We start from the raw sequence: 21,194 nt of genomic DNA, 5'->3' as shown, positions 1-21,194 counted from the left end.
AATTCTCCCTCGGGGTGGGGGCGGGTGGGGGGGTGGTTTTGGTGGGGGGGGGTTTGGCGGGGGGGGTTTTTTTTTTCGGGGGGGTTTTCCCCCTCTATGCGTTTTGCGCGTAAAACCCCGCTCCTACAAGCGTCACCTCAATCCAGGTCGCCCATCACCCGGCCGGCGAAGCCGAACACCCGGCGTGCGCCGGCCAGATCGACCAGCTCCACGTCACGGCTCTGCCCCGGTTCGAAACGTACGGCAGTGCCGGCCGGGATATTCAGGCGCATACCGCGAGTACTGGCGCGGTCGAACAGCAGGGCGTCGTTGGTTTCGAAGAAGTGGTAGTGCGAGCCGACCTGGATCGGCCGGTCGCCACTGTTGGCCACGGACAGGGTCAGGGTGCGGCGACCGGCGTTGAGCTCGATCTCGCCGTCGGCAATCTGGTATTGGCCGGGAATCATAAGGAAGGCCTCGCAAGCGTCTTGTAGTAGATGGCATTGGCCCGGTAGGTACCGTCTGGGCCGCAGGCGTAATCGGGTAGGCCACCGATACACTGGTAGCCGAGGTGGTGATAGAGCTGTTCTGCGTCACTGCCGGCCTCGGTGTCGAGGTACAGCAGGCCACGTTTGCGGGCTGCCGCTTCCTGCTCGACGGCTTGCATCAGTAGGCGGGCGATACCCCTGCGACGCGCCGTGCTCAGTACCAGCAGCTTTTGAATCTCTGCGCGATTCAGGCCGTTGGGCTTCTGGCACAGGCTCAGTTGCACGCTGCCCATTACGCGGCCCTGTTCATGGGCCACCCAGAGCAGCAATGAGCCGTCGGCAATGCCCGCCTGTACCTGAGTGAAATACTTGGCGGCGCCTCGCTCGTCGAGATCGGCGAGAAAGCCCAGCGATGCGCCATCGTTGACTGCATCGAGCAGCAGGACGATCAAGCCTTCGCGGTAGTTGGCGAAGCTGGCGCTGTCGAGTCGCTGTAGCGTCACGTCCACGGGGTCACTCCTTGGCGCCGAGGATCAGTTGCATGAAAGTCAGATCCAGCCAGCGGCCGAACTTGCGGCCTACCTGGGGCATCTGTCCGGTGGTGACGAAGCCGAGGCGCTGGTGCAGACGGATCGAGGCGGCATTTTCCGACTCGATGGCGGCGACCATGACGTGCAGGTTGGCGGCGCGGGCGCGTTCGATCAGCGCCTGCATCAGTACCGGGCCGAGGCCCTGGCCGCGCTGGTCGGCGCGCACGTAGACCGAGTGCTCGACGGTCTGACGGAAGCCTTCGATGGTGCGCCAGGTGCCGTAGCTGGCGTAGCCGACTACCTCGCTGGCGGCGTCATGTGCGACCAGCACCGGGAAGCCGGCTGCGGTGCGCTCCGCCAGCCAGGCGCGGCGGTTGGCGAGATCCACCAGGGTCTCGTTCCAGATCGCCGTGGTGTGCTGCACCGCGTCGTTGTAGATGGCCAGGATGCCGGGCAGGTCGGCTTCACCGGCGTCTTGAATCGAATAGGTCATGACTTAAGCAATCGGCTGGTGCACGGTCACCAGCTTGGTGCCGTCAGGGAAGGTGGCTTCGATCTGGATCTCCGGGATCATCTCCGGTACGCCTTCCATCACCTGATCGCGGCTCAGCAGGGTGGTGCCGAAGTGCATCAATTCGGCGACCGTTTGGCCGTCGCGTGCGCCTTCGAGCAGGGCAGCAGAGATATAGGCCATGGCTTCCGGGTAATTCAGCTTTACTCCGCGCGCCAGGCGGCGCTCGGCCACCAGGCCGGCGGTGAAGATCAGCAGCTTGTCTTTCTCGCGTGGACTCAGATCCATCGTGTTACTCCATTGGGGCGTATGCCTGGCATCGCCGGAATGCGTCGTGGGGTAGGGCGGATGTCGCTTTTTACATCCGCCGTCATGTGCTCCAGATACGGGGTGGGCGTGCTTCACGCCCCAGCAGCGCCGGGCGCAGCAGGCGCCACAACTCGATCAGCCAGGCGCGTGCCTTGAGTGCTTCACTGGCCAGGCAGCGCGCTACAAGCAGGCCTGAAATCTGGCTGAGGTCACCGCGTACACCGTCGATCTTCAGCTCCCGGCAGCGTTCCAGTAAATCACTGTCTACATCGGCGCTGATCAGCAGGGTGGCGAATACCGGCTGGCCGTCGAGGCCGATGGGCGAGTCGAGCAGGCCGTCGTCGCCGCTCACGCGCTGGCGCTCGTGCCAGAGCAGCTTGCCATCGCGGCGGATGTCCAGAGCGGCCTGGAAGTGGCCGCTGGCAAAGCGCTCGGCGGCAGCGGGGCGGCCGAGGGCGACGATGTCCCAGTAGAACAGGCGAGCATCGCCGTGCAGGTCGATCTGCGTGTGCAGTTCGGCCTGGGCACCGGCATAGATGATGGTTTCCTGCGGCAGCCATTCAAGGGTCGCGCCGGGGTCGACGCGCAGGTGCAGATTCTGATGGGCGACGCCCGCGGCGCGATACCACTTGGCTGCGCCTGGACTGGTGAGTTGCACCCAGGTGTTTTCGCCAGCGTGGGCCGAGATATCCAGAACGTCACCACCGGCAATGCCGCCGGGCGGGTGAACGATGATGTGCTGGCACACCTCCGGGCCTTCGGCATACAGGTGCTTCTGCACTCTTAGTGGGCCTAGGTGGCGTCTCTGCACTGGTGTGGTGCGTTCGCCGTGGCGCGCGTAGGCCAGCTCCAGCTCGGCAGGCCAGCTTGGCGTGAACAGGGCGGCGGGCAGATTCATGTTGAGGCAGCGATTCCGCAAGATAGTTGACCGAGTGGGCAAGCAAGAGGCGTGCCCTGAACCAATTCGGTGCGCATTGCGCTGTCTGCGGCGGTGGCCAGTCGCACTGCCGTATCTGGCTCTGCCTTCTCGTACCTGGCCGGCTCTAGAGTGGGGCGTCGATTCGTGCGGAGCGCTCATGTTCACTTTTATCGCCTTTGCCGCCGGGTTGGTGCGCGGCTATAGCGGCTTTGGTTTCGCCATGTTGATGGCGCTCGGACTGATGCTGCGACTGCCGCCTGCGGAAGCGGTGCCGGTGGCGCTGATTCTCGATGTGGCCTGCAGCGTGACGCTGTGGCCGGCGGCGTTGCGCGCCGTGCATGGGCGTGTGCTGGGGCGGCTATTGGTCGGCATGCTGCTGGCGGTGCCGCTGGGCGCCTTGCTGTTACTGTGGCTGTCGGCCCGCATCATGGCGCCGCTGGTGGCGGTGCTTTGTCTGTGCGGGGGCATGCTGGTGTTATGGCGGCCCTCCGTGGCCACGCCGGTGAGCCAGGGCATGGCCTGGTTGGCAGGGCTGGCATCCGGCCTGGCGACCACCGTGGCTTCGGCTGGCGGCCCGCCCTTGATGATCTACCTGTTGCGCAGTGGCCTCGATACACGCCAGTTACGCGGCACGGCGGTGCTGTTCTTCCTCGCCAGCAGTAGCGCTGCGCTGATCGGGTTGGGGCTTGCGGGTGTGCTGAACGGCGCGCTGTGGCGGCTAGCGCTGGAGCTGGCATTGCCGGCGCTGGCCGGTAACCTGCTCGGCCAGTGGCTGCATCCGCGCTGGCAGCCGTTGTCGTTGCGGGTGCTGATCGGAGGGTTGCTGGTGCTGTTGTCGCTGGGCAGCCTGCTGAAGGCGATCCTGTAGGGTGCGCTGCGCGCACCGAGAAGAACCGTAGTTGCGGGATCGCAGCGGTGCGCACGGCGCACCCTACGGGCGGGTTCGGCGTCGATGACCCGCCCTGCGAGGCGCGTCCTTCAATCGCGGTCGATGGCGAAGGGCGACCAGGCCTGGCGGCTCGGCATGATTTCCAGGCGGTTGATGTTGATGTGGTCCGGCAGGGTGGCGACGTAGAAGATCTGCTCGGCGATATCTTCGGCGGTCAGCGGAGTGGTGGTGCCGTACAGCGCGTCGGAGGCAGCCTGATTGCCCTTGGTACGTACCAGGGTGAACTCGGTTTCGGCCATGCCGGGGGCGATGTCGGTGACGCGCACGCCGGTGGATACTAGGTCGCAACGCAGGTTGAAGCTGAACTGTTTGACGAACGCCTTGGTGGCGCCGTACACGTGGCCGCCCGGGTAGGGCCATTCGCCGGCCACCGAGCCGATGTTGATGATGCTGGTGCCCTTGCCGATTTCCAGCAGCTTCGGCAGCACGGCGTGGGTGACGTTGACCAGGCCGGTGACGTTGGTGTCGATCATGGTGTGCCAGTCTTGCAGGGCAACCTTCTGCGCGGCCTCTGGGGCCAGCGCCAGACCTGCGTTGTTGACCAGCACGTCGATACGGTCGAAGGGGGCTTGCAGGCCGTCGACCAGCGCTTTCACCGCGGCGGCATCACGTACGTCGAGCGCAGCGATGTGCACCGGCACCTTGTCCTGCAGTTCGGTCTTCAGCTCTTCCAGGCGCTCCAGGCGTCGGCCGCTGAGTACCAGGGCCCAGCCGGCCTCGGCGAAACGTCGTGCCGTGGCGCGGCCGAAACCGGATGTCGCGCCTGTGATGAATGCCACCTTGCTCATGGATAACCTCGTTTTGCTATCAGGGTTCATGGCCTGCTCCTGCATCCTCTATCGGGCGCAGCTCGAGCAGTCCTTTTGGTGCGGTGCGCCAGTGTAAAACCTTGGCCTAAAGGCCGTGCTCCACAGTTGGCTGCGGATTCATGCGGACAGTTCGAGGAACTTGCGCACGCGTTCGGTTTCCGGGTTGGTGAAGAACTTCTCCGGGGCGGATTTCTCGATCAGCAGGCCCTTTTCCAGGAACACCACCTGATCCGACACCGCACGGGCGAATTCCATTTCGTGGGTGACCACGATCATGGTGTAGCCCTCGCTGGAGAGGTTCTTCATCACCGTCAGCACTTCACCGACCCGCTCCGGGTCGAGTGCCGAGGTCGGCTCGTCGAACAGGATCACTTCCGGGCTCATGGCCAGCGCGCGGGCTATCGCCACGCGCTGCTTCTGCCCACCGGAGAGGGTGTAGGGAAAGGCCTCTGCCTTCTGTTCCATGCCGACTTTTTCCAGCAGCGTCTGGGCGATGGCGCGGGCCTCGTCCTTGCGCATCTTCTTCACCTGCATCGGTGCCTCCATGACGTTCTGCAACACGTTCAGGTGCGGCCACAGGTTGAAGCTCTGGAACACCATGCCGGTACGCGCGCGAATCGCCGCCAGGTCGCGGTTGTTCATGCGCTTGCCCAGGGCGTCGACGCCGATGCGCTGGCCGGCGATATGAATGCTGCCGCGATCCGGCTCTTCGAGCCAGTTGATACAGCGCAGCAGGGTGGATTTGCCCGAGCCGGAGGAGCCCAGCACGCTGACCACCTCGCCCTTGTTTACGGTCAGCGAGATATCGCGTAGCACCTCGACACCGTCGAAGCTCTTGGACAGATTGTCGATCTGTACCGCGGGTACGTCAGGCATGTTCGAAACCTCGTTTGGCGCCGAACCGGCTCGCCCATTTGAGCGCCAGTTCCAGGCAGATGCTGATGAGCCAGTACAGGGCGATGACCACGATGAACGCCTCGCTGGGAATGAAGTAGGTGGCTTGCACCGAATTGGCCGCAGCGGTCAGTTCCTGCACGGTGATGATGGTGAGAAAGGCGGTGTCCTTCAGTGCATAGATCAACTGGTTGCCGAGCAGCGGACGGGTGCGGATCACCAGTTGCGGCAGGATGATCCGCCAGTACAGGCGAGCGGGGCGGAAGCCATGGGCCTTGGCCGCCTCGACCTGGCCGAGCGGCAGCACCAGGCGCGCGCCGCGCAGGATCTCGGCGAAGTAGGCCGCGTGATAGATGGCCAGGGCCACCAGGCCCGCGCCCCAGGCGCTGGGCTTGATGCCAAGCGCCGGCAGCCCGTAGTAGAGCAGGTAGGCCAGTACCAGAAAGGGCAGCATGCGCATCAGGTTGATCGCCCCGCGCAGCAGGGTCGACAGCCAGGTGCGGCCCTCCAGCAGGTAGACGCTGAAACAGCCGATGACGAAGGCTGCCAGCACCGACAGGACGAACAGGATCAGCGTATTGAGTGCGCCGTTGAGGAAGGCGTCGCGCGCCTCCCAGATGATGCTCCATTCGGTCATGGTCGCGTCCTCACATGGCCAGTCGGTTGGCTTTTTTCTCGGCGATGGCCTGCACCTTGAGCAGCACGCCGATGATCAGCATGTACAGCAGGGCAGCGGCGAGAATCGGTGGCAGCGGCTCGTAGGTCACGGCGCTGATGCGATTGGTCACGCGGGTCAGATCGACGATGCCGATTACCGCGATGGCCGGGCTGCTCTTGATCAGGAAGGACATCTCGTTGACCAGGCCGGGCAGGCTGCTGGTGATCATCTGCGGCAGCATGATGCGGCGGAAGAACACGCCGTTGGTCATGCCGCAGGCCAGTGCGGCTTCCTTCTGCTCGCGGGAAAAACTGATGAAGGCTGTGCGCCACACTTCGGCGTTGAAGGCCGCGGTATTCATGGTGAGGGCAAGGATCGCTGCCGTGTTGCGATCCATGGCCAGGCCGAAGGTTGGCGCCGAGAGAAAGATGAACAGCACCAGGGTGACCAGCGGTGTGGCGCGCGCAAGGCTGACGTAGAGCACCAGCGCCTGTTCCACAAAGGGAATGCGCGCCATGCGCAGCAGGGCGATACCCAGACCGATGACGACGCCCAGGGCGATGGCGATCGAGGAGATCCACAGAGTCGTCCAGGCGCCTTCGAGCAGCAATAACCAGGCTTGTCCGTTCATGTCGGGCTCCAGGGAAGGGAATGGGGTGTTGCAAGCAAGGTCAGGGCCAGAGCTGGCCCTGATAGACGGCAGTGCGTTGGCGATGAGCATGTAGGGTGCGCCGTGCGCACCGAGGCGCTGGCACCATTTACGCTGGTGCGCGGCGCACCCTACGTGGTCATGTCAGAGACCTGGCCGCAGCCCGCTGTCACATGCCGGCCAGTTCGTGGAACTGTTCGACCGTGGTGATCGGCTCCTTGGGCATGGCCGGGAAGGCTTCGCCGAACCACTTGGTCTGCAGCTCGGCCAAGCGGCCGCTGTCGCGAACTTCGGTCATGAAGCCGGTGAGGAATTCCAGCAGCTCGGGGCTGTTCTTCGGTACTGGCCAGGCGGCGAAACCGTCGCCGGATACGGCGATGCCCTTGGCGAAGGTGTCGCCACGGGTCTTGACCAGGTCGTTGACCGAAATCAGCGCGTTGATCACGTAGTCCAGGCGGCCGTTGGCCAGGTCAGCGTAGGCCTCCGGGTAGGACGGGTATTCGGTGACCTTGCCGATCTTGCAACCCTCGGCCTCCATCATCTTCTTCAGTTCCGGCAGGCGCGCGAGCAGGGCGCTGCCGGCCTGCAGGCCGACGGTCTTGCCACACAGGCTGGCGATATCGCTGAGACTGTCATCGCCTGCGCGCTTGACGTAGAAGTGCTGCGCCGAGGCGAAGGGCGGGGCGAAGTTGAACACGCGCAGGCGGTCGTCGGTGACCAGGGCGCCGGTGAAGGCCATGTCGTACTGGCCGGACGAAACCGAGGCGAGCAGGCCGGTCCAGGGCAGGATTTCCTGCTTCACGTCGAAGCCCTGAGCCTTGGCGTAGGTTTTCAGGTCTTCGAGCAGCTCCTTGTGGAACCCTTCCGGCTTGCCGTCGACGATAAAGTTGAACGGCGCGTAGTCGTCCTCGGTGGCAACAGTCATCACGCCCTTGGACTTGATGTCGTCAAGGTCGGCGTGGGCGCTCAGCGAGGCGCCGACCAGGCAACTGGCCAGGGCCAGCGTGCGCAGCAGGCCGAAGGGTTTGGAATCGGTTTTCGATGGCTTCATGGGCGTGCTCCAGAGGTGTCGACAAGGGTTGTCCAGGCCGCTCGGCGGCGGTTTGGTTTTCACCTTAGAGACGCCTGACGAGCCGGCGATAGGGGCAGTTCCGGCCTTTGTTCTGGCCAGCGACAGTGGCGCGCTACTTGCTACATCACAGGGTTGTTTGGCTGTTGGAGGGCGCCATGATCGATCACTTTTACCATCTTGATTTCGACCGTCAGCGCGGCCTTCAGGAGCAGCTTCGCGAGTCGCTGGTGTCGGCCATTCTTGGCGGCGGTTTCCCGGCTGACGAGCCACTGCCGTCGTGCCGCAAGCTGTCCCAGCAACTGTCGGTCTCGCGCAACACCGTGGCGCTGGTGTATGAGAGCCTGCTCGACAACGGCTACCTGGTCAGCCGCCCGCGCAGCGGCTATTACCTGCACCCCGATTACTGCGGGCAGACCGATGCCGTATTGCGCATGACGCCGCTGCGAAAACCGGAACCGTCCGATGACAGCAGCGCCGCCACTGCCCCGGATTGGGCCGCGCGCTTTCGCATGCAGCCCAGTTTGAAGCACGGCGTATTGCGCCCGAGCAACTGGAGCCGTTTCACCTACCCCTTCATTTACGGTCAGCCGATCAGCGAACTGTTCCCACTGGAGCGCTGGCGAGAGGTGTCGCGCAAGAACCTCAGCGGTGAGCGCGACCAGCTGTGGCTGGGCGACCGTTTCGACCGTGACGATGAGCAGCTGATCGCGCAGCTACGCACCCGCGTGCTGCCCAAGCGCGGTATCTGGGCGCGTGCCGACGAGATTCTGGTGACCCTCGGTTCGCAGAACGCGCTCTATCTGCTGGCCAGCCTGCTGATGGCGCGCGGTGTGCGCGTTGGCGTGGAGAACCCTGGCTTTCGCGATGCGGCGAGCATCTTCGACATTCACGGCGCCAAGGTGCACCTGCAGGATGTCGACGATCAGGGCCTGGTGGTGGACCGGCGGTTGGATGACTGTCAGTACCTCTACGTGACGCCGGGGCACCAGGTACCCACGGGCGTGGCGATGAGCACGGCGCGGCGCGAACAACTGCTGAGGCAGATTCGTGAGCACGACCAGGTGCTGATCGAGGACGACTACGACGCCGAATTCAACCTCGACAACCACCCGCTGCCGGCGCTGAAGGCCAGCGACAGCAGCGGCCGGGTGATCTATCTGAGCAGCCTGTCCAAGGCCTTCTCGCCGGGGCTGCGGATCGGCTACATGGTGGCCGACGCCGAACTGATCGACGAGCTCCGCGCCCTGCGCCGGCTGATGTATCGCCACCCGCCGTTGAACAACCAGCGCATGCTCGCCGACTTCCTCGCCCAGGGGCATTACGACGCGCACCTGCGGCGCTTTCGCGAAGAACATTGCCGCCGCCGCGAGCTGCTCTACCAGGCGCTGCGCAGTGACCTGAGCGATTGCCAGCCCATGGGCAGCCCAGGTGCCAGCGCCTGCTGGCTGGCCGCGCCGGCGGGCGTCGATACCCAGCACCTGGCCTGGGCGGCGGCGCAGCAGAGCGTGTTGATCGAGTCCGGGGCGCAGTTCTTCCTCGGTGATGGCGAGGCGCCGAAGAATTTCATGCGCCTGGGTTTTCACGCCATCGATGCCGAACGCATTCGGCCGGGCGTGCAGAAACTGGGTGAGGTGTTGGCGGGGTTGTGAAAGACGTTCGCGGCTAAAGCCCCTCCCACAGAGCCATTGGGCATTTGTGGGAGGGGCTTTAGCCGCGACGGTTATCAGCCAAAGCGCGGCGCGAACAGGGCGAACACTTCATCAAAGATCGCCAGCGCCTCGTTTACCTGGGCGGCGCTGACGATGCACGGTGGCACCACATGGATGCGGTTCTCCACCACGAAGCTGAGCAGCCCGCGCGCGGTCAGCGCCGCCTTCATTTCCTGCATCACTGGCGCCGGCATCGGCGTTTTCTTCTGTACGTCGCTGACGAATTCCAGCGCCCAGAACAGGCCGACACCACGCGCTTCACCGATCATCGGGTAGCGCTCGGCCAGTTTCTTCAGGCCCGGGCCGAGCACTTGTGCGCCGATATCGCGGGCATTTTCCACCATGCCTTCCTCGGTCATCGCATCCAGCGTGGCGACGATGGCGGCCATGGCCAGCGGGTGGCCGGAGTAGGTCAGGCCGCCGGGGAAGAAGTGGTTGTCGAAGTGCTCGCAGATCGGCTTGGAAATCATCACTCCACCGGCCGGCACATAGCCGGAGTTGACGCCCTTGGCGAAGACGATCAGGTCCGGCACCACGTCGAAGTGCTCCAGCGCCAGCCAGCTGCCGGTGCGGCCGAAACCGGCCATGACTTCATCGAGGATGAGCATGATGCCGAACTCGTCGGCCAGCTTGCGCACGCCCTGCATGTAGCCTTTCGGCGGTACCAGAATGCCTGCGGTGCCGGGAATGCTCTCCAGCAGGATGGCGGCGATGGCGCCCGGCCCCTCGCACTCGATGACCCGGCGCAGGTGCTGCAGGGCACGCGCGCATTCTTCTTCTTCGTTCGCCGCATTGAACTCGGTGCGGTACAGGTAGGGATTGAAAAAGTGCACATGGCCACGGGCGTATTCGTTGGGCACACGGCGCGGGTCACCGGTGGCGACGATGGCCGCGCCAGTGCTGCCATGGTAGGAGCGGTAGGCGGAGAGGATCTTGTCGCGACCGGTGTACAGGCGCGCCATGCGCATGGCGTTCTCGTTGGCATCGGCCCCGGCGTTGGTGAAGAACACCTTGGAGAAACCGGCCGGCGCGCGGGCGAGGATGCGCTTGGCCGCTTCGCCACGCATCAGGTTGGCGGTGGCCGGGGCGATGGTCACCAGGCTGCCGGCCTGTTCCTGGATGGCGGCAATCACCTTCGGGTGCTGGTGGCCGATGTTGGTGTTGACCAGTTGGCTGCTGAAGTCGAGGTAGCGTTTGCCGTCGTAGTCCCACAGCGTGCAGCCCTCGCCGCCGGCGATCACCAGCGGGTTGAGGGCGCCCTGGGTCGACCAGGAATGGAAGACGTGCTGGCGATCCAGATCGTGGACGTACTGGTTGCTGATCGGTGTGCTCATGATGACCTCGGGCTGGCCGTTGCGGATGGCTGCACCTTAGAAACAAAGCGGTCGTTGGCCGTAGGGCCAGATGCCGGAAGTGGCCGGGTCAGCGCGTCTGGCTCGCTGACGTCGGACAACTGTCCCTAGGCGGCCTGTGTGCACAGGCTAGGCTGGAGGCATACGTTTTCAGGAGTGAAACCATGGCCCACGCATTCGAAATCAACACTGCCCCGGTGGCGTCCACTGAAGGCCTGAACAGCCCCGCGATCGCCCAGGCGCGTATCGACCTGGCCGCCTGCTTTCGCATGGCGGCACGGCTCGGCATGGGCGAAGGCATCTGCAATCATTTTTCCGTGGTGGTGCCGGGGCGGCCGGAGCTGTTTCTGGTCAACCCTTATGGCCTGGCCTTCGCCGAGATCACGGCCTCGTCGCTGTTGATCTGCGATTTCGACGGACGCGTGGTGCTGGGCGAGGGCCGCCCCGAGGCCACGGCGTTCTTTATCCACGCCCAGTTGCATCGTCTCAACCCACGCGCTACGGCAGCCTTCCACACGCACATGCCCAATGCCACGGCACTGTGCATGCTGGAGGGCGAGCCCTTCGTCTGGGCCGGGCAGACGGCGTTGAAGTTCTATGAGCGTCTGGCGGTGGATGAGGATTACCAGGGTCTGGCCCTGAACTACGCCGAGGGCGAGCGCATCGCCCGTGCGGCAGGTGATGCCGATGTGCTGATGCTGAAGAACCATGGCCCGTTGGTGTTGGGACCGAGCATTGCCGAAGCCTGGGACGACCTCTACTACCTGGAGCGCGCCGCCGAGGTGCAGCTCAAGGCCATGGCCAGCGGTCGGCCGTTGAAGGCTGTGGCACCGGCGATTGCCAGTGCCGCCTGCCGGCAGATGTTGCAGGGCAACGCCGAAAGCGCGCACCTGCATCTGGAGAGCGTGAAGCGCCAGTTGCTGCGCGAGGGGGCGGATTTCGCCGAGTAGGACGGCGAAGTCCTGTGGGAGGCGCTTTAGCGGTGACTGAGGCGGTTACCGAATCGCGGCTAAAGCCCCTCCCACAACGAGGATCAGGACGTAGGGTGGATGACGTTTTTTTCATCCACCATTGCGTCGCAGAGTGGTGGACGGATGAAGCGTCGTCCACCCTACGAGGCTGGTCAGATCGCCACCAACCCGCGCACGCCGTCGGCTTCCATGGTTTCACCACGGCCTTGCTGGACGATTTCACCGCGGCTCATCACCAGGTACTGATCGGCCAGCTCGGCGGCAAAGTCGTAGAACTGCTCGACCAGCAGAATGGCCATGTCGCCGCGCTCGGCGAGCTTTTTGATCACCGCGCCAATCTCCTTGATCACCGAGGGTTGGATGCCTTCGGTGGGTTCGTCGAGGATCAGCAGGCGTGGCTTGCTGGCCAGGGCGCGGCCGATGGCCAGCTGTTGCTGCTGACCGCCGGAGAGGTCCCCGCCACGACGGTGTTTCATCTGCAGCAGCACGGGGAACAGCTCGTAGATAAACGCAGGGACTTCCTTGGCTTCTGAGCCGGGGAAGCGAGACAGGCCCATCAGCAGGTTCTCTTCGACGGTCAAACGGCCGAAGATCTCGCGGCCCTGGGGCACGTAGGCGATACCAGCGTGTACGCGTTGGTGCGGTTTGAAAGCGGTGATGGGCTTGCCTTCCCATTGCACGCTACCGTCCTTGGCCGGAATCAGGCCCATCAGGCATTTGAGCAAGGTGGTCTTGCCCACGCCGTTGCGGCCGAGCAGGCAGGTGACCTCGCCGACCTTCACGTCGAACGACAAGCCACGAAGGATGTGGCTGCCGCCGTAATACTGGTGGAGTTGTTGGACTTGCAGCATGGCGTACCTCTCGTGCCCACGCTCTGCGTGGACATGTAGCTGACGACGCTCCGCGTCGCTGGAACGCAGAGCGTTCCTGGAGGGGTTCCCACGCGGAGCGTGGGAACCATCGAATGCGGTGCGCACGGTTGTCAGCGCCCCAGATAAACCTCGATCACCCGCTCGTCGTTCTGTACCTGCTCCAGCGAGCCTTCGGCCAGCACGCTGCCCTGGTGCAGCACGGTGACGTGGTCGGCGATGGAGCCGACGAAGCCCATGTCGTGCTCGACCACCATCAGTGAGTGCTTGCGCGCCAACGACTTGAACAGTTCGGCGGTGAACTCGGTCTCGGCATCGGTCATGCCCGCTACCGGTTCGTCGAGCAGCAGTAGATGCGGCTCCTGCATCAGCAGCATGCCGATTTCGAGGAACTGCTTCTGGCCGTGGGAGAGCAGGCCCGCCGGACGGTTGCGCGAGGCTTCCAGGCGGATGGTGGTCAGCACCTCCTCGATGCGATCCTTCTGCTCGCCACTGAGCCGGGCGCGCAGGCTGGCCCATACCGACTTGTTGGTCTTCTGCGCCAGTTCCAGGTTTTCGAACACCGTCAGTGCTTCGAACACCGTGGGCTTCTGGAACTTGCGGCCGATGCCGGCCTGGGCGATCTGTACTTCGCTCATGCTGGTCAGGTCGTACTGCTCGCCGAAGTAGGCCACGCCGTTGTCCGGGCGGGTCTTGCCGGTGATCACGTCCATCATGGTGGTCTTGCCGGCGCCGTTGGGGCCGATGATGCAGCGCAGCTCACCGACGCCGATGTACAGCGTCAGGTTGGTCAGCGCCTTGAAGCCATCGAAGCTGACGTTGATGTCTTCCAGGGTGAGGATGGTGCCGTGGCGGACGTTGACGCCCTTGCCGACGTTCTTGCCGGTGTCCAGCGCCAGGCCGGTGGGGTCGAAAGCGGCTTCGAGCATGGTTTCAGGTACCGGAGTGGCTTTCATTGATCCTTCTCCTTGCGCAGCAAGCCCACCACGCCACGCGGTAGATACAGGGTGACGACGATGAATAGCGCACCCAGGGCGAACAGCCAGTATTCCGGGAAGGCCACGGTGAACCAGCTCTTCATGCCGTTGACCAGCCCGGCGCCCAGCAGCGGGCCGATTAGCGTGCCGCGACCGCCCAGGGCGACCCATACGGCGGCCTCGATGGACTGCGTCGGCGCCATTTCGCTGGGGTTGATGATGCCCACCTGCGGTACGTACAGCGCGCCGGCCAGGCCGCATAGCACTGCGCTCAAGACCCAGATGAACAGCTTGTAGCCGCGCGGATCGTAGCCGCAGAACATCAGGCGGTTCTCGGCGTCACGCAGGGCGGTGAGCACCCGGCCGAACTTGCTGCGTGCCAGGCGAAAGCCCAGGTACAGGCTGCCCACCAGCAGCACCACGGTGGCGAAGAACAGAGCCGCGCGAGTGCTCTGCGCGGTGATGTCGAAGCCGAGGATGCGGGTGAAGCCGGTAAAGCCGTTGTTGCCGCCGAAGCCGGTTTCGTTGCGGAAGAACAGGAGCATGCCGGCGAAGGTCAGCGCCTGGGTCATGATCGAGAAGTACACACCCTTGATCCGCGAGCGGAAGGCGAAGAAGCCAAACACCAGCGCCAACAGGCCGGGCGCCAGCACCACCAGGCACATGGCCCAGAGGAAGCTGGAGGTGCCGTACCAGTACCAGGGCAGCTCGTTCCAGGCCAGGAAGCTCATAAAGGCCGGCAGCCCGTCACCCGCCGACTGGCGCATCAGATACATGCCCATGGCGTAGCCGCCGAGGGCGAAGAACAGGCCGTGGCCCAGCGACAGCATGCCGGCGTAGCCCCAGACCAGATCCAGCGCCAGGGCAACGATGGCGTAGCAGAGGATCTTGCCCACCAGGGTCAGCGAATAGGCCGAGACGTGCAGGGCATGGTCGGCCGGCAGCAGGTGCAGCAGCGGCATGGCCAGCAGCACGGTCAGCACCAGCAGGCCGATGGCCAGCGAAACCTGCGGGCCGAGCTTGGCGCTGGCGCGGGCCAGCAACGTTTGATTGAGTGGCATGGTCATCAGTCGATCACCCGTCCTTTGAGAGCGAAGAGGCCTTGCGGGCGTTTCTGGATGAACAGAATGATCAGCGCGAGGATGAGGATCTTGCCGAGCACGGCACCGATCTGCGGTTCGAGAAACTTGTTCACCACGCCCAGGCCGAAGGCTGCCAGGACGCTACCGGCCAGTTGGCCGACGCCGCCGAGCACCACCACCAGGAAGGAATCGATGATGTAGCTCTGGCCCAGGTCCGGGCCGACGTTGCCGATCTGGCTGCGGGCCGCGCCGCCGAGGCCGGCGATGCCCGAGCCGAGACCGAAGGCCATCATGTCCACGCGCCCGGTGGGCACGCCGCAGCAGGCGGCCATGTTGCGGTTCTGGGTTACCGCACGCACGTTCAGGCCCAGGCGCGTCTTGTTCAGCAACAACCATGTAAGGGCTACAACAAACAGCGCGAAGCCGATGATGACGATGCGGTTATAGGGCAGCACCAGGTTGGGCAGCACCTGCACGCCGCCGGACAGCCAGGCCGGGTTGGCCACTTCGACGTTCTGCGCACCGAAGGTGACGCGCACCAGCTGAATCAGGATCAGGCTGATGCCCCAGGTGGCCAGCAGGGTTTCCAGCGGGCGGCCGTAGAGGTGGCGGATCACCGTGCGTTCCAGTGCCATGCCGATGCAGGCAGTGACCAGAAAGGCGATGGGCAGCGCGGCCAACGGGTAGAGCGTGAGGTATTCGGGGGCCAGGCGCTGGAAGCTCAGCTGCACCACGTAGGTGGTGTAGGCGCCAAGCATCAGCATTTCGCCGTGGGCCATGTTGATCACCCCGAGCAGGCCGAAGGTGATGGCCAAGCCCAGCGCTGCGAGCAGCAGTATCGAGCCCAGCGACAGGCCGCTGAATGCCTGGCCTAGCAGTTCGCCGATCAGCAGTTTGTTCTTCACCTGGGCCAGGCTCTGCTCGGCAGCGGCGCGCACGGCGGTATCGCTTTCCTCGCCATCGAGCAGGCTTTGCAGGCGGGTGCGCGCCAGCGGGTCGCCGGTCCTGCCCAGACGCTCCACGGCAGCGAGGCGCACGGCAGGGTCGCTGGCCTCCAGATGCAGGTTGGCCAGGGCCAGGGTGATGGCGTCACGCACGTTCTCGTCGGCTTCCATGCTCAGGCGGTTTTCCAGCAGCGGCAGCAGTGTCGGCGGCGTGTTGCGTTGCAGTTGCTTGGCGGCAGCGAGGCGCACGGCGGCATCGTCATCGAGCAACTGATGGCTGGCCACGGCGAAGGTGACCAAGCCGCGCAGGCGGTTGTTCAGGCGCAGTTTGCGTGGCGTGCCATTGGCTTCGGCGTCGCCATCAGCGGCTTGCCAGGTGCCGTCCTGTTCGATGAAGGCACGTTTGTCGGCATCGCTGCCGACGCGGCCCTGCTGCAGGGCTTGCAGCAGTGGCATGCGTTCGGTGCTGGGCGTGGCGGCCCAGTCCTGCAGCAGTTTGGCCTGTTTGCTGGCGTTGGCAGCGACGAAATCGTCGGCCTCGCCAGCCTGCGCCGCCAGCGGCAGCAACAGCAGCAGGCTCAGGAGAATTCGGGTAAGGGCAGTGGGCATAAGGGTGTCCTTGGCATAGCCCGGATGACGTCCGGGGCGAGCTTCCCGGATTGCATCCGGGCTACGGCGACCCTCTCCCCCACCCCTCTCCCGCAAGCGGGAGAGGGGAGACAAGCGGCACTGCAACTCATTGACGAGCTGTGGTTACCGCATGCGGGAGAGGGGCTTTTGCCTTAGTTCGACTTCACCGGGGTATCGGCTTTCTTGTCGTTGCCTTCGATGTACGGGCTCCACGGCTGGGCGCGGATCGGGCCTTCGGTTTCCCAGACCACGGAGAACTGACCGTCATCCTGGATCTCGCCGATCATTACCGGCTTGTGCAGGTGGTGGTTCTTCTCGTCCATCTTCAGGGTGAAGCCGCTCGGCGCCGCGAACTCCTGGCCAGCCATGGCTTCACGCACTTTGTCGACATCAGTGGTGCCGGCTTTCTCGACCGCCTGCGCCCACATGTGGATGCCCACGTAGGTGGCTTCCATCGGGTCGTTGGTCACCACGGTGTCGGCGTTCGGCAGCTTCTTGGCTTTGGCGTAGGCTTTCCAGTCGGCGACGAACTTCTCGTTGACCGGGTTCTCTACGGACTGGAAGTAGTTCCAGGCCGCCAGGTGGCCGACCAGCGGTTTGGTATCGATGCCGCGCAGTTCTTCTTCACCCACGGAGAAGGCCACCACCGGCACTTCGGTGGCTTCCAGGCCCTGGTTGGCCAGTTCTTTGTAGAACGGTACGTTGGAGTCGCCGTTCACAGTGGAAACCACGGCAGTCTTGCCGCCAGCGGAGAACTTCTTGATGTTGGCGACGATGGTTTGATAGTCGCTATGACCGAAGGGGGTGTAGACCTCTTCGATGTCCTTGTCAGCGATGCCCTTGCTGTTGAGGAAGGCACGCAGGATCTTGTTGGTGGTGCGCGGGTAGACGTAGTCGGTGCCGAGCAGGAAGAAACGCTTGGCGGCGCCGCCGTCTTCGCTGAGCAAGTATTCCACCGCCGGGATGGCCTGCTGGTTTGGCGCTGCACCGGTGTAGAACACGTTCGGCGACATCTCTTCGCCTTCGTACTGCACCGGGTAGAACAGCAGGCCGTTGAGCTCTTCATAGACCGGCAGCACGGATTTGCGCGATACCGAGGTCCAGCAGCCGAAGGTCACCGCGACCTTGTCCTGGGTCAGCAGTTGGCGGCCACGCTCGGCGAACAGCGGCCAGTTCGATGCCGGGTCGACCACTACGGCTTCGAGTTGCTTGCCGAGTACACCGCCTTTGGCGTTGATCTCGTCGATGGTCATCAGCGCCATGTCTTTCAGCGAGGTTTCGGAAATGGCCATGGTGCCGGACAGCGAGTGCAGGACGCCGACCTTGATTGTCTCGGCGGCCTGGATGGACCAGGACAGGCCCATGGCGGCGATGGAAGCGGAAAGGGTAAAGGCCTTGATCAGGCTGCGACGTTGCATGGTGCGATCTCCATTCACAAGTGTGAGTAAGTGGACAGCGTTGTTATGGTCATGCGTGAAGGTCATGGCCCGGTTGCTCCGGCATCTGCTCTACGCGCTGACGAGCGCCGTACAGCTTGTGCAAGGTGATCGAATGCACCTCTGCCTTGCTGACCTCTATATGGCCCTTGAGCAATTGCTGTGCCTCTTCTGAGCGACGAGTCAGGATTGCCTCGAGAATTCGCTGATGTTCGGCATAGGTCAGGTCGATGCGTCGGGCCTGAGTGAAATCCAGCCGCCTTAGAATGCGGATCTTCTCGCTGACATCGCGGTGCACGCGGGCCATCTCCTGGTTGCCGGCCGCGTCCAGCAACTGGCAATGGAAGGCTTCATCGAGTCGCGATACAGCGCTGCCGTCTTGCAGTTGCTCGTCCTTTCGCACCATCCAGGTGCGCGCAAGATCCTGCAGTGCAGGCGGATGTTCGTCCGTGGGGCGCTGGCAAAGTCGACGTACGGCGTCGAGTTCAAGGACGATGCGCAGCTCGTACAATTCGTCGAATTGCACGAAGTCCAGCGGGCGAACCTGCCAGCCGCTGCGAAAGTGCACATCGAGAAAACCCTCGCGTTGCAGACGGTGTAGCGCCTGGCGTACCGGCGTGCGGCTGGCCGCCATGCGCGCGGCGACCTCGCCTTCGGAGAAGCGGTCGCCGGGCATTAGGCGGAACTCGAAGATGTCGTCCTTGAGCCTTGCGTAGATACGCTCAGCCAGGCTCTGCGGGCGCTCAGCGGCATGTGGCATGAGTGGGTTCAGGCCTTGGTGCTGGCGATATAGGCGCGCCAGCCACCAAAGCTGGTGATGTCACGCGCGCCATTCAGTGCGTAGGGCTCGCAGATAAAGCCCTTGACCCAGCGTCCGTCGGCCAACTCCAGGTTGCCGATACCGAGCGGTGGCGGGATCTCGGCGACGAACTCGCCGAAGCGCGCCTGCGGTACGTCCCACAGCTCGACGATGATCGCCGCGCCGTCCTCGGTGACCCGTGCCAGGCCCGGCTTGGGCGGCACGGTGCCGGGCAGGGCGTAAAGGCGATAGCTGGAAGTGCTGGTGGTCTGCTCCACCAACACGGCATCGCGACTGGTGAGCTGGAAGTTCAGCGGCATACCGGTGAGGTGTGCGCCGACCACGGCGACACGGATGCAGCCGGGTGCCGGTTTGTCGCTCGTTGCTTGAGCCGGGAGCGGCTTGCCGGTGGCGCCCAGCGGCAGATCGACAGCCTGCTGCCAACGCTGGCCGAAAGCGGCCAGTGCCTGGTCATGCCAGGCCGGGGCGAGCAGGGTGATGCCGGCCGGTAGACCGTCGGCACGCAGCCCTGCCGGCACGGCCAGGGCAGACAGGTCGGCAAGGTTGGTGAAGTTGGTGTAGGTGCCGAACTGGCTGTTGAACAGCACCGGTTCGGCCTCCATCTCGGCCAGGGTGCGGATGGTTGGCGAAGTCGGCACCACCATGGCGTCGAAGCCGGCCAGGGCGTCGTTGATCACGCGGCTCAGCTCGGCGCGAATGTACTCGGCCTTGTAGGCGTCGCAGGCGCTGTACTTGTGGCCGTTTTCGACGATGCCGCGCACCACCGGGTTGATGTGTTCGGGGTTCACGCCTTCCACCGCGACGGTGCGTTCGGCGACCCAGGGGCCGTAGTAAAGCTGCTCGGCCAGTTGCTGGAAGGGCGCGAAATCAATCTCCACCAGCTCGGCGCCCAGTTCGCGCAGTTTGCCCAGTGCCGCCTCATAGACGGCCTGGTTCTGGCTGTCGCCGAAGAACTCGGGGTTGGCCGGCACGGCCAGGCGCGGCTTGGCCGGCATGCCGACCTTGGCGCTGTTCGGGTTATTGCGGCTGTAGGCGTCGGCGGCGTCATAGCCACCGGCGATATTGGCCACGGTCAGGGCGTCGCTGACGGTCAGGGCGAACACCGAGATGCAGTCGATGGTGCGGCAGGCCGGCACCAGGCCGGTATTGGGCAGCCAGCCCTTGGTCGGCTTGAGCCCGACGATATTGTTGAAACCAGCCGGCACTCGGCCCGAACCCGCGGTGTCGGTACCCAGCGAGAAGGGCACCAGACCGCGCGCGACCACGCTGGCCGAACCGGAGCTGGAGCCGCCGCTGACATAAGCCGGGTTGAAGCTGTTAGGCACCGCGCCGTGAGGCGAACGGGTGCCGACCAGGCCGGTGGCGAACTGGTCGAGGTTGGTCTTGCCGATCAGGATGGCGCCGGCGGCGCGCAGGCGCGCGACCACGGTGGCGTCGACTTCGGCGCTGTAGGCGAACTCGGGGCAGGCGGCCGTGGTGGGCCAGCCGGCGGCGTCGATATTGTCCTTGATGGCGAAGGGTACGCCGTACAGCGGCAGCTTGCTCATATCGCCGTCTACACCTTGCAGTGCAGTAGTCAGTGCATCGAGTTGAGCGTCTAGCTGGGCTTCGCTGGTCAGGGCGATCCAGGCGCTGTCATCAGTGCGCAGTTCCAGGCGCAGGGCGTGCAGCAGCTCGGCAGGGGATTGGCCGTCACGGTAGGCCTGTTGCCATTGCGCGAGGGTGAAAGCGATAGGTGCGTTGGACATGCTTCGAGATTCCATCTTGTATCCAAGTTGGAATCGCTAGAGCAATGACGGTGCCAGTTTTGCGCAGGCCTTTATTTTCGGGGATTTCAGGACAGCGGCAGGGGCTTTGGCGAGAGGCGTTGCACCGAGGTGGGGCTGACCTGCAAGCGAATGGTGCAGGCTCTTTGGCGCTGGCGGTGCGCACAGCGCACCCTACGGTATCGAGAGGGGTAGGGTGCGCCGTGCGCACCGAGGGCTCGAAGCTCGGTGTCTTACGGCACCAGGTAGTTCTTCACCCCGGTGAAGATGATCTGCGCGGCCAGGGCGCAGACGAACAGGCCCATCAACCGGCTGACGATCTGCAGGCCCTGGTCGCCGAGCAGGCGCTCGAACTGGTTGGAAAGGTACAGCACCACGCCCACGGTGAGGCTGGCGAGGAAGATCGCCGCCACGGCCACCAGCTTATCGTCCCAGTGTGGCTGGCTGGCGCCCATCAGCAGCAGGGCGCCGATGGTGCCGGGGCCGACGGTCAGGGGGATGGTCAGCGGCACGATGGTTACGTCCTGCTGCACGTTGTCTGTCTGCACCGCCGACTTGCCCTGCGCCATGCCGAGGGCGGAGATGAACAACACCGATCCCGCGCCGATACGGAAGGCGTCGATGGTGATGCCGAACAGGGTGAAGATGTGTTTGCCGAACAGGTACAGCAGCACGCTGGCGATCAGCGTCGCCAGCGCCACTTTCCAGGCCAGGCGCTTGCGCTCCTTGAGGGTGTAGCCGCGGCTGAGGCCGATGAAGCAGGAGAGGACGAAGAAGGGGCTGTAGAGCACCAGCATCTTCAGGTACAGGCTGAACAACTCGGACGCCATGGCGGCAGGCTCGCAGAAAGGCAGTGAAGGTAAAGAAGACT

General features: G+C 64.3%; 22 protein-coding genes. 3 read left to right on the top strand and 19 right to left on the bottom strand.

Features of this window, described 5'->3' with window-relative positions:
* Window positions 1-137: 137 nt before the first annotated feature.
* The 5 genes from EGJ86_RS00285 to EGJ86_RS00265 all read right to left on the bottom strand — a co-directional run bounded on the left by EGJ86_RS00285 (window position 138) and on the right by EGJ86_RS00265 (window position 2,715).
* Window positions 138-446, bottom strand: a complete 309-nt coding sequence (locus tag EGJ86_RS00285) for an urease subunit beta (protein ID WP_125833509.1) — start codon at window positions 444-446, stop codon at window positions 138-140.
* Window positions 443-976: a GNAT family N-acetyltransferase gene (locus tag EGJ86_RS00280; protein WP_125833508.1), complete on the bottom strand. Its 534-nt coding sequence runs from the start codon at window positions 974-976 to the stop codon at window positions 443-445. Before EGJ86_RS00280 ends, EGJ86_RS00285 begins: the two co-directional genes overlap by 4 nt.
* Before the next feature lie 4 nt (window positions 977-980).
* Complete coding sequence (locus EGJ86_RS00275; RefSeq protein ID WP_125833507.1) at window positions 981-1,490, bottom strand: GNAT family N-acetyltransferase; 510 nt, start codon at window positions 1,488-1,490, stop codon at window positions 981-983.
* A 3-nt stretch (window positions 1,491-1,493) separates the two neighbouring features.
* The gene (ureA, locus tag EGJ86_RS00270; protein WP_017678731.1) at window positions 1,494-1,796 is read right to left on the bottom strand and encodes an urease subunit gamma; all 303 of its coding nucleotides are present in this window, start codon (window positions 1,794-1,796) and stop codon (window positions 1,494-1,496) included.
* An 82-nt stretch (window positions 1,797-1,878) separates the two neighbouring features.
* A complete protein-coding gene (locus EGJ86_RS00265; RefSeq protein WP_125833506.1) occupies window positions 1,879-2,715 on the bottom strand; it encodes an urease accessory protein UreD in 837 nt (278 codons plus the stop codon).
* A 178-nt stretch (window positions 2,716-2,893) separates the two neighbouring features.
* On the opposite strand from EGJ86_RS00265, the gene EGJ86_RS00260 reads away from it, so the two are divergent.
* Window positions 2,894-3,604 carry a sulfite exporter TauE/SafE family protein gene (locus EGJ86_RS00260; protein WP_125833505.1) on the top strand — a complete coding sequence of 237 codons (711 nt, stop codon included), beginning with the start codon at window positions 2,894-2,896 and terminating at the stop codon, window positions 3,602-3,604.
* Between the two features lie 110 nt (window positions 3,605-3,714).
* Here the strand turns inward: EGJ86_RS00260 and EGJ86_RS00255 are convergent, their stop codons facing one another.
* From EGJ86_RS00255 to EGJ86_RS00235, 5 genes are all read right to left on the bottom strand, one after another.
* Window positions 3,715-4,473, bottom strand: coding sequence for an SDR family NAD(P)-dependent oxidoreductase (locus EGJ86_RS00255; protein WP_125833504.1), 759 nt, complete (start codon window positions 4,471-4,473; stop codon window positions 3,715-3,717).
* Between the two features lie 138 nt (window positions 4,474-4,611).
* Window positions 4,612-5,370: an amino acid ABC transporter ATP-binding protein gene (locus EGJ86_RS00250; protein WP_125833503.1), complete on the bottom strand. Its 759-nt coding sequence runs from the start codon at window positions 5,368-5,370 to the stop codon at window positions 4,612-4,614.
* Window positions 5,363-6,025, bottom strand: coding sequence for an amino acid ABC transporter permease (locus EGJ86_RS00245; RefSeq protein ID WP_125833502.1), 663 nt, complete (start codon window positions 6,023-6,025; stop codon window positions 5,363-5,365). The genes EGJ86_RS00250 and EGJ86_RS00245 overlap by 8 nt, the downstream gene beginning before the upstream one ends.
* 10 nt (window positions 6,026-6,035) lie before the next feature.
* Complete coding sequence (locus EGJ86_RS00240; RefSeq protein WP_106732567.1) at window positions 6,036-6,677, bottom strand: amino acid ABC transporter permease; 642 nt, start codon at window positions 6,675-6,677, stop codon at window positions 6,036-6,038.
* A gap of 187 nt (window positions 6,678-6,864) precedes the next feature.
* The gene (locus EGJ86_RS00235; protein ID WP_125833501.1) at window positions 6,865-7,746 is read right to left on the bottom strand and encodes a transporter substrate-binding domain-containing protein; all 882 of its coding nucleotides are present in this window, start codon (window positions 7,744-7,746) and stop codon (window positions 6,865-6,867) included.
* Window positions 7,747-7,922: 176 nt separating this feature from the next.
* Here EGJ86_RS00235 and EGJ86_RS00230 point away from each other — a divergent pair, with 176 nt between their 5' ends.
* The gene (locus EGJ86_RS00230) at window positions 7,923-9,416 is read left to right on the top strand and encodes a PLP-dependent aminotransferase family protein (RefSeq protein WP_125833500.1); all 1,494 of its coding nucleotides are present in this window, start codon (window positions 7,923-7,925) and stop codon (window positions 9,414-9,416) included.
* A 74-nt stretch (window positions 9,417-9,490) separates the two neighbouring features.
* Here EGJ86_RS00230 and EGJ86_RS00225 read toward each other — a convergent pair whose 3' ends face one another.
* Window positions 9,491-10,810, bottom strand: a complete 1,320-nt coding sequence (locus tag EGJ86_RS00225) for an aspartate aminotransferase family protein (RefSeq protein WP_125833499.1) — start codon at window positions 10,808-10,810, stop codon at window positions 9,491-9,493.
* A gap of 182 nt (window positions 10,811-10,992) precedes the next feature.
* Here EGJ86_RS00225 and EGJ86_RS00220 point away from each other — a divergent pair, with 182 nt between their 5' ends.
* Window positions 10,993-11,778 (top strand): aldolase, encoded by a 786-nt coding sequence (locus tag EGJ86_RS00220; protein ID WP_125833498.1) that lies wholly within the window; start codon window positions 10,993-10,995, stop codon window positions 11,776-11,778.
* A 173-nt stretch (window positions 11,779-11,951) separates the two neighbouring features.
* On the opposite strand, the gene urtE is transcribed toward EGJ86_RS00220, so the two are convergent.
* The 8 genes from urtE to EGJ86_RS00180 form a co-directional block, all read right to left on the bottom strand.
* Window positions 11,952-12,650, bottom strand: coding sequence for an urea ABC transporter ATP-binding subunit UrtE (gene urtE / locus EGJ86_RS00215; protein WP_125833497.1), 699 nt, complete (start codon window positions 12,648-12,650; stop codon window positions 11,952-11,954).
* Between the two features lie 131 nt (window positions 12,651-12,781).
* Window positions 12,782-13,624, bottom strand: a complete 843-nt coding sequence (urtD, locus tag EGJ86_RS00210) for an urea ABC transporter ATP-binding protein UrtD (RefSeq protein ID WP_106732571.1) — start codon at window positions 13,622-13,624, stop codon at window positions 12,782-12,784.
* The gene (gene urtC / locus EGJ86_RS00205; protein WP_125833496.1) at window positions 13,621-14,712 is read right to left on the bottom strand and encodes an urea ABC transporter permease subunit UrtC; all 1,092 of its coding nucleotides are present in this window, start codon (window positions 14,710-14,712) and stop codon (window positions 13,621-13,623) included. Before urtC ends, urtD begins: the two co-directional genes overlap by 4 nt.
* Window positions 14,712-16,280, bottom strand: coding sequence for an urea ABC transporter permease subunit UrtB (gene urtB / locus EGJ86_RS00200; protein WP_125833495.1), 1,569 nt, complete (start codon window positions 16,278-16,280; stop codon window positions 14,712-14,714). The genes urtC and urtB overlap by 1 nt, the downstream gene beginning before the upstream one ends.
* A gap of 173 nt (window positions 16,281-16,453) precedes the next feature.
* Window positions 16,454-17,719: an urea ABC transporter substrate-binding protein gene (gene urtA / locus EGJ86_RS00195; RefSeq protein ID WP_059390392.1), complete on the bottom strand. Its 1,266-nt coding sequence runs from the start codon at window positions 17,717-17,719 to the stop codon at window positions 16,454-16,456.
* 49 nt (window positions 17,720-17,768) lie between these two features.
* Window positions 17,769-18,497, bottom strand: a complete 729-nt coding sequence (locus EGJ86_RS00190) for a GntR family transcriptional regulator (RefSeq protein WP_125833494.1) — start codon at window positions 18,495-18,497, stop codon at window positions 17,769-17,771.
* 8 nt (window positions 18,498-18,505) lie between these two features.
* Window positions 18,506-20,305 (bottom strand): allophanate hydrolase, encoded by a 1,800-nt coding sequence (gene atzF, locus EGJ86_RS00185; RefSeq protein ID WP_177432719.1) that lies wholly within the window; start codon window positions 20,303-20,305, stop codon window positions 18,506-18,508.
* A gap of 251 nt (window positions 20,306-20,556) precedes the next feature.
* Window positions 20,557-21,153 carry a MarC family protein gene (locus tag EGJ86_RS00180; RefSeq protein WP_074936284.1) on the bottom strand — a complete coding sequence of 199 codons (597 nt, stop codon included), beginning with the start codon at window positions 21,151-21,153 and terminating at the stop codon, window positions 20,557-20,559.
* Window positions 21,154-21,194: the final 41 nt, after the last annotated feature.

The organism is Pseudomonas sp. o96-267 (assembly GCF_003935465.1).
Taxonomy (GTDB): domain Bacteria; phylum Pseudomonadota; class Gammaproteobacteria; order Pseudomonadales; family Pseudomonadaceae; genus Aquipseudomonas; species Aquipseudomonas sediminis.
Note: the sequence above shows the minus strand (reverse complement) of the source record. Positions and strands in the feature narration are given on the sequence as shown.

What these genes read in the sequence shown, in the direction of transcription:
- urtE (WP_125833497.1), bottom strand. Translation starts at nt 12,650, where the DNA reads ATGCTGCAAGTCCAACAACTCCACCAGTATTACGGCGGCAGCCACATC.
- EGJ86_RS00240 (WP_106732567.1), bottom strand. Translation starts at nt 6,677, where the DNA reads ATGAACGGACAAGCCTGGTTATTGCTGCTCGAAGGCGCCTGGACGACT.
- urtC (WP_125833496.1), bottom strand. Translation starts at nt 14,712, where the DNA reads ATGACCATGCCACTCAATCAAACGTTGCTGGCCCGCGCCAGCGCCAAG.
- EGJ86_RS00275 (WP_125833507.1), bottom strand. Translation starts at nt 1,490, where the DNA reads ATGACCTATTCGATTCAAGACGCCGGTGAAGCCGACCTGCCCGGCATC.
- EGJ86_RS00260 (WP_125833505.1), top strand. Translation starts at nt 2,894, where the DNA reads ATGTTCACTTTTATCGCCTTTGCCGCCGGGTTGGTGCGCGGCTATAGC.
- EGJ86_RS00265 (WP_125833506.1), bottom strand. Translation starts at nt 2,715, where the DNA reads ATGAATCTGCCCGCCGCCCTGTTCACGCCAAGCTGGCCTGCCGAGCTG.
- EGJ86_RS00180 (WP_074936284.1), bottom strand. Translation starts at nt 21,153, where the DNA reads ATGGCGTCCGAGTTGTTCAGCCTGTACCTGAAGATGCTGGTGCTCTAC.
- EGJ86_RS00235 (WP_125833501.1), bottom strand. Translation starts at nt 7,746, where the DNA reads ATGAAGCCATCGAAAACCGATTCCAAACCCTTCGGCCTGCTGCGCACG.
- atzF (WP_177432719.1), bottom strand. Translation starts at nt 20,305, where the DNA reads ATGTCCAACGCACCTATCGCTTTCACCCTCGCGCAATGGCAACAGGCC.
- urtA (WP_059390392.1), bottom strand. Translation starts at nt 17,719, where the DNA reads ATGCAACGTCGCAGCCTGATCAAGGCCTTTACCCTTTCCGCTTCCATC.
- EGJ86_RS00250 (WP_125833503.1), bottom strand. Translation starts at nt 5,370, where the DNA reads ATGCCTGACGTACCCGCGGTACAGATCGACAATCTGTCCAAGAGCTTC.
- ureA (WP_017678731.1), bottom strand. Translation starts at nt 1,796, where the DNA reads ATGGATCTGAGTCCACGCGAGAAAGACAAGCTGCTGATCTTCACCGCC.
- urtD (WP_106732571.1), bottom strand. Translation starts at nt 13,624, where the DNA reads ATGAAAGCCACTCCGGTACCTGAAACCATGCTCGAAGCCGCTTTCGAC.
- EGJ86_RS00255 (WP_125833504.1), bottom strand. Translation starts at nt 4,473, where the DNA reads ATGAGCAAGGTGGCATTCATCACAGGCGCGACATCCGGTTTCGGCCGC.
- EGJ86_RS00285 (WP_125833509.1), bottom strand. Translation starts at nt 446, where the DNA reads ATGATTCCCGGCCAATACCAGATTGCCGACGGCGAGATCGAGCTCAAC.
- urtB (WP_125833495.1), bottom strand. Translation starts at nt 16,280, where the DNA reads ATGCCCACTGCCCTTACCCGAATTCTCCTGAGCCTGCTGCTGTTGCTG.
- EGJ86_RS00190 (WP_125833494.1), bottom strand. Translation starts at nt 18,497, where the DNA reads ATGCCACATGCCGCTGAGCGCCCGCAGAGCCTGGCTGAGCGTATCTAC.
- EGJ86_RS00225 (WP_125833499.1), bottom strand. Translation starts at nt 10,810, where the DNA reads ATGAGCACACCGATCAGCAACCAGTACGTCCACGATCTGGATCGCCAG.
- EGJ86_RS00230 (WP_125833500.1), top strand. Translation starts at nt 7,923, where the DNA reads ATGATCGATCACTTTTACCATCTTGATTTCGACCGTCAGCGCGGCCTT.
- EGJ86_RS00245 (WP_125833502.1), bottom strand. Translation starts at nt 6,025, where the DNA reads ATGACCGAATGGAGCATCATCTGGGAGGCGCGCGACGCCTTCCTCAAC.
- EGJ86_RS00220 (WP_125833498.1), top strand. Translation starts at nt 10,993, where the DNA reads ATGGCCCACGCATTCGAAATCAACACTGCCCCGGTGGCGTCCACTGAA.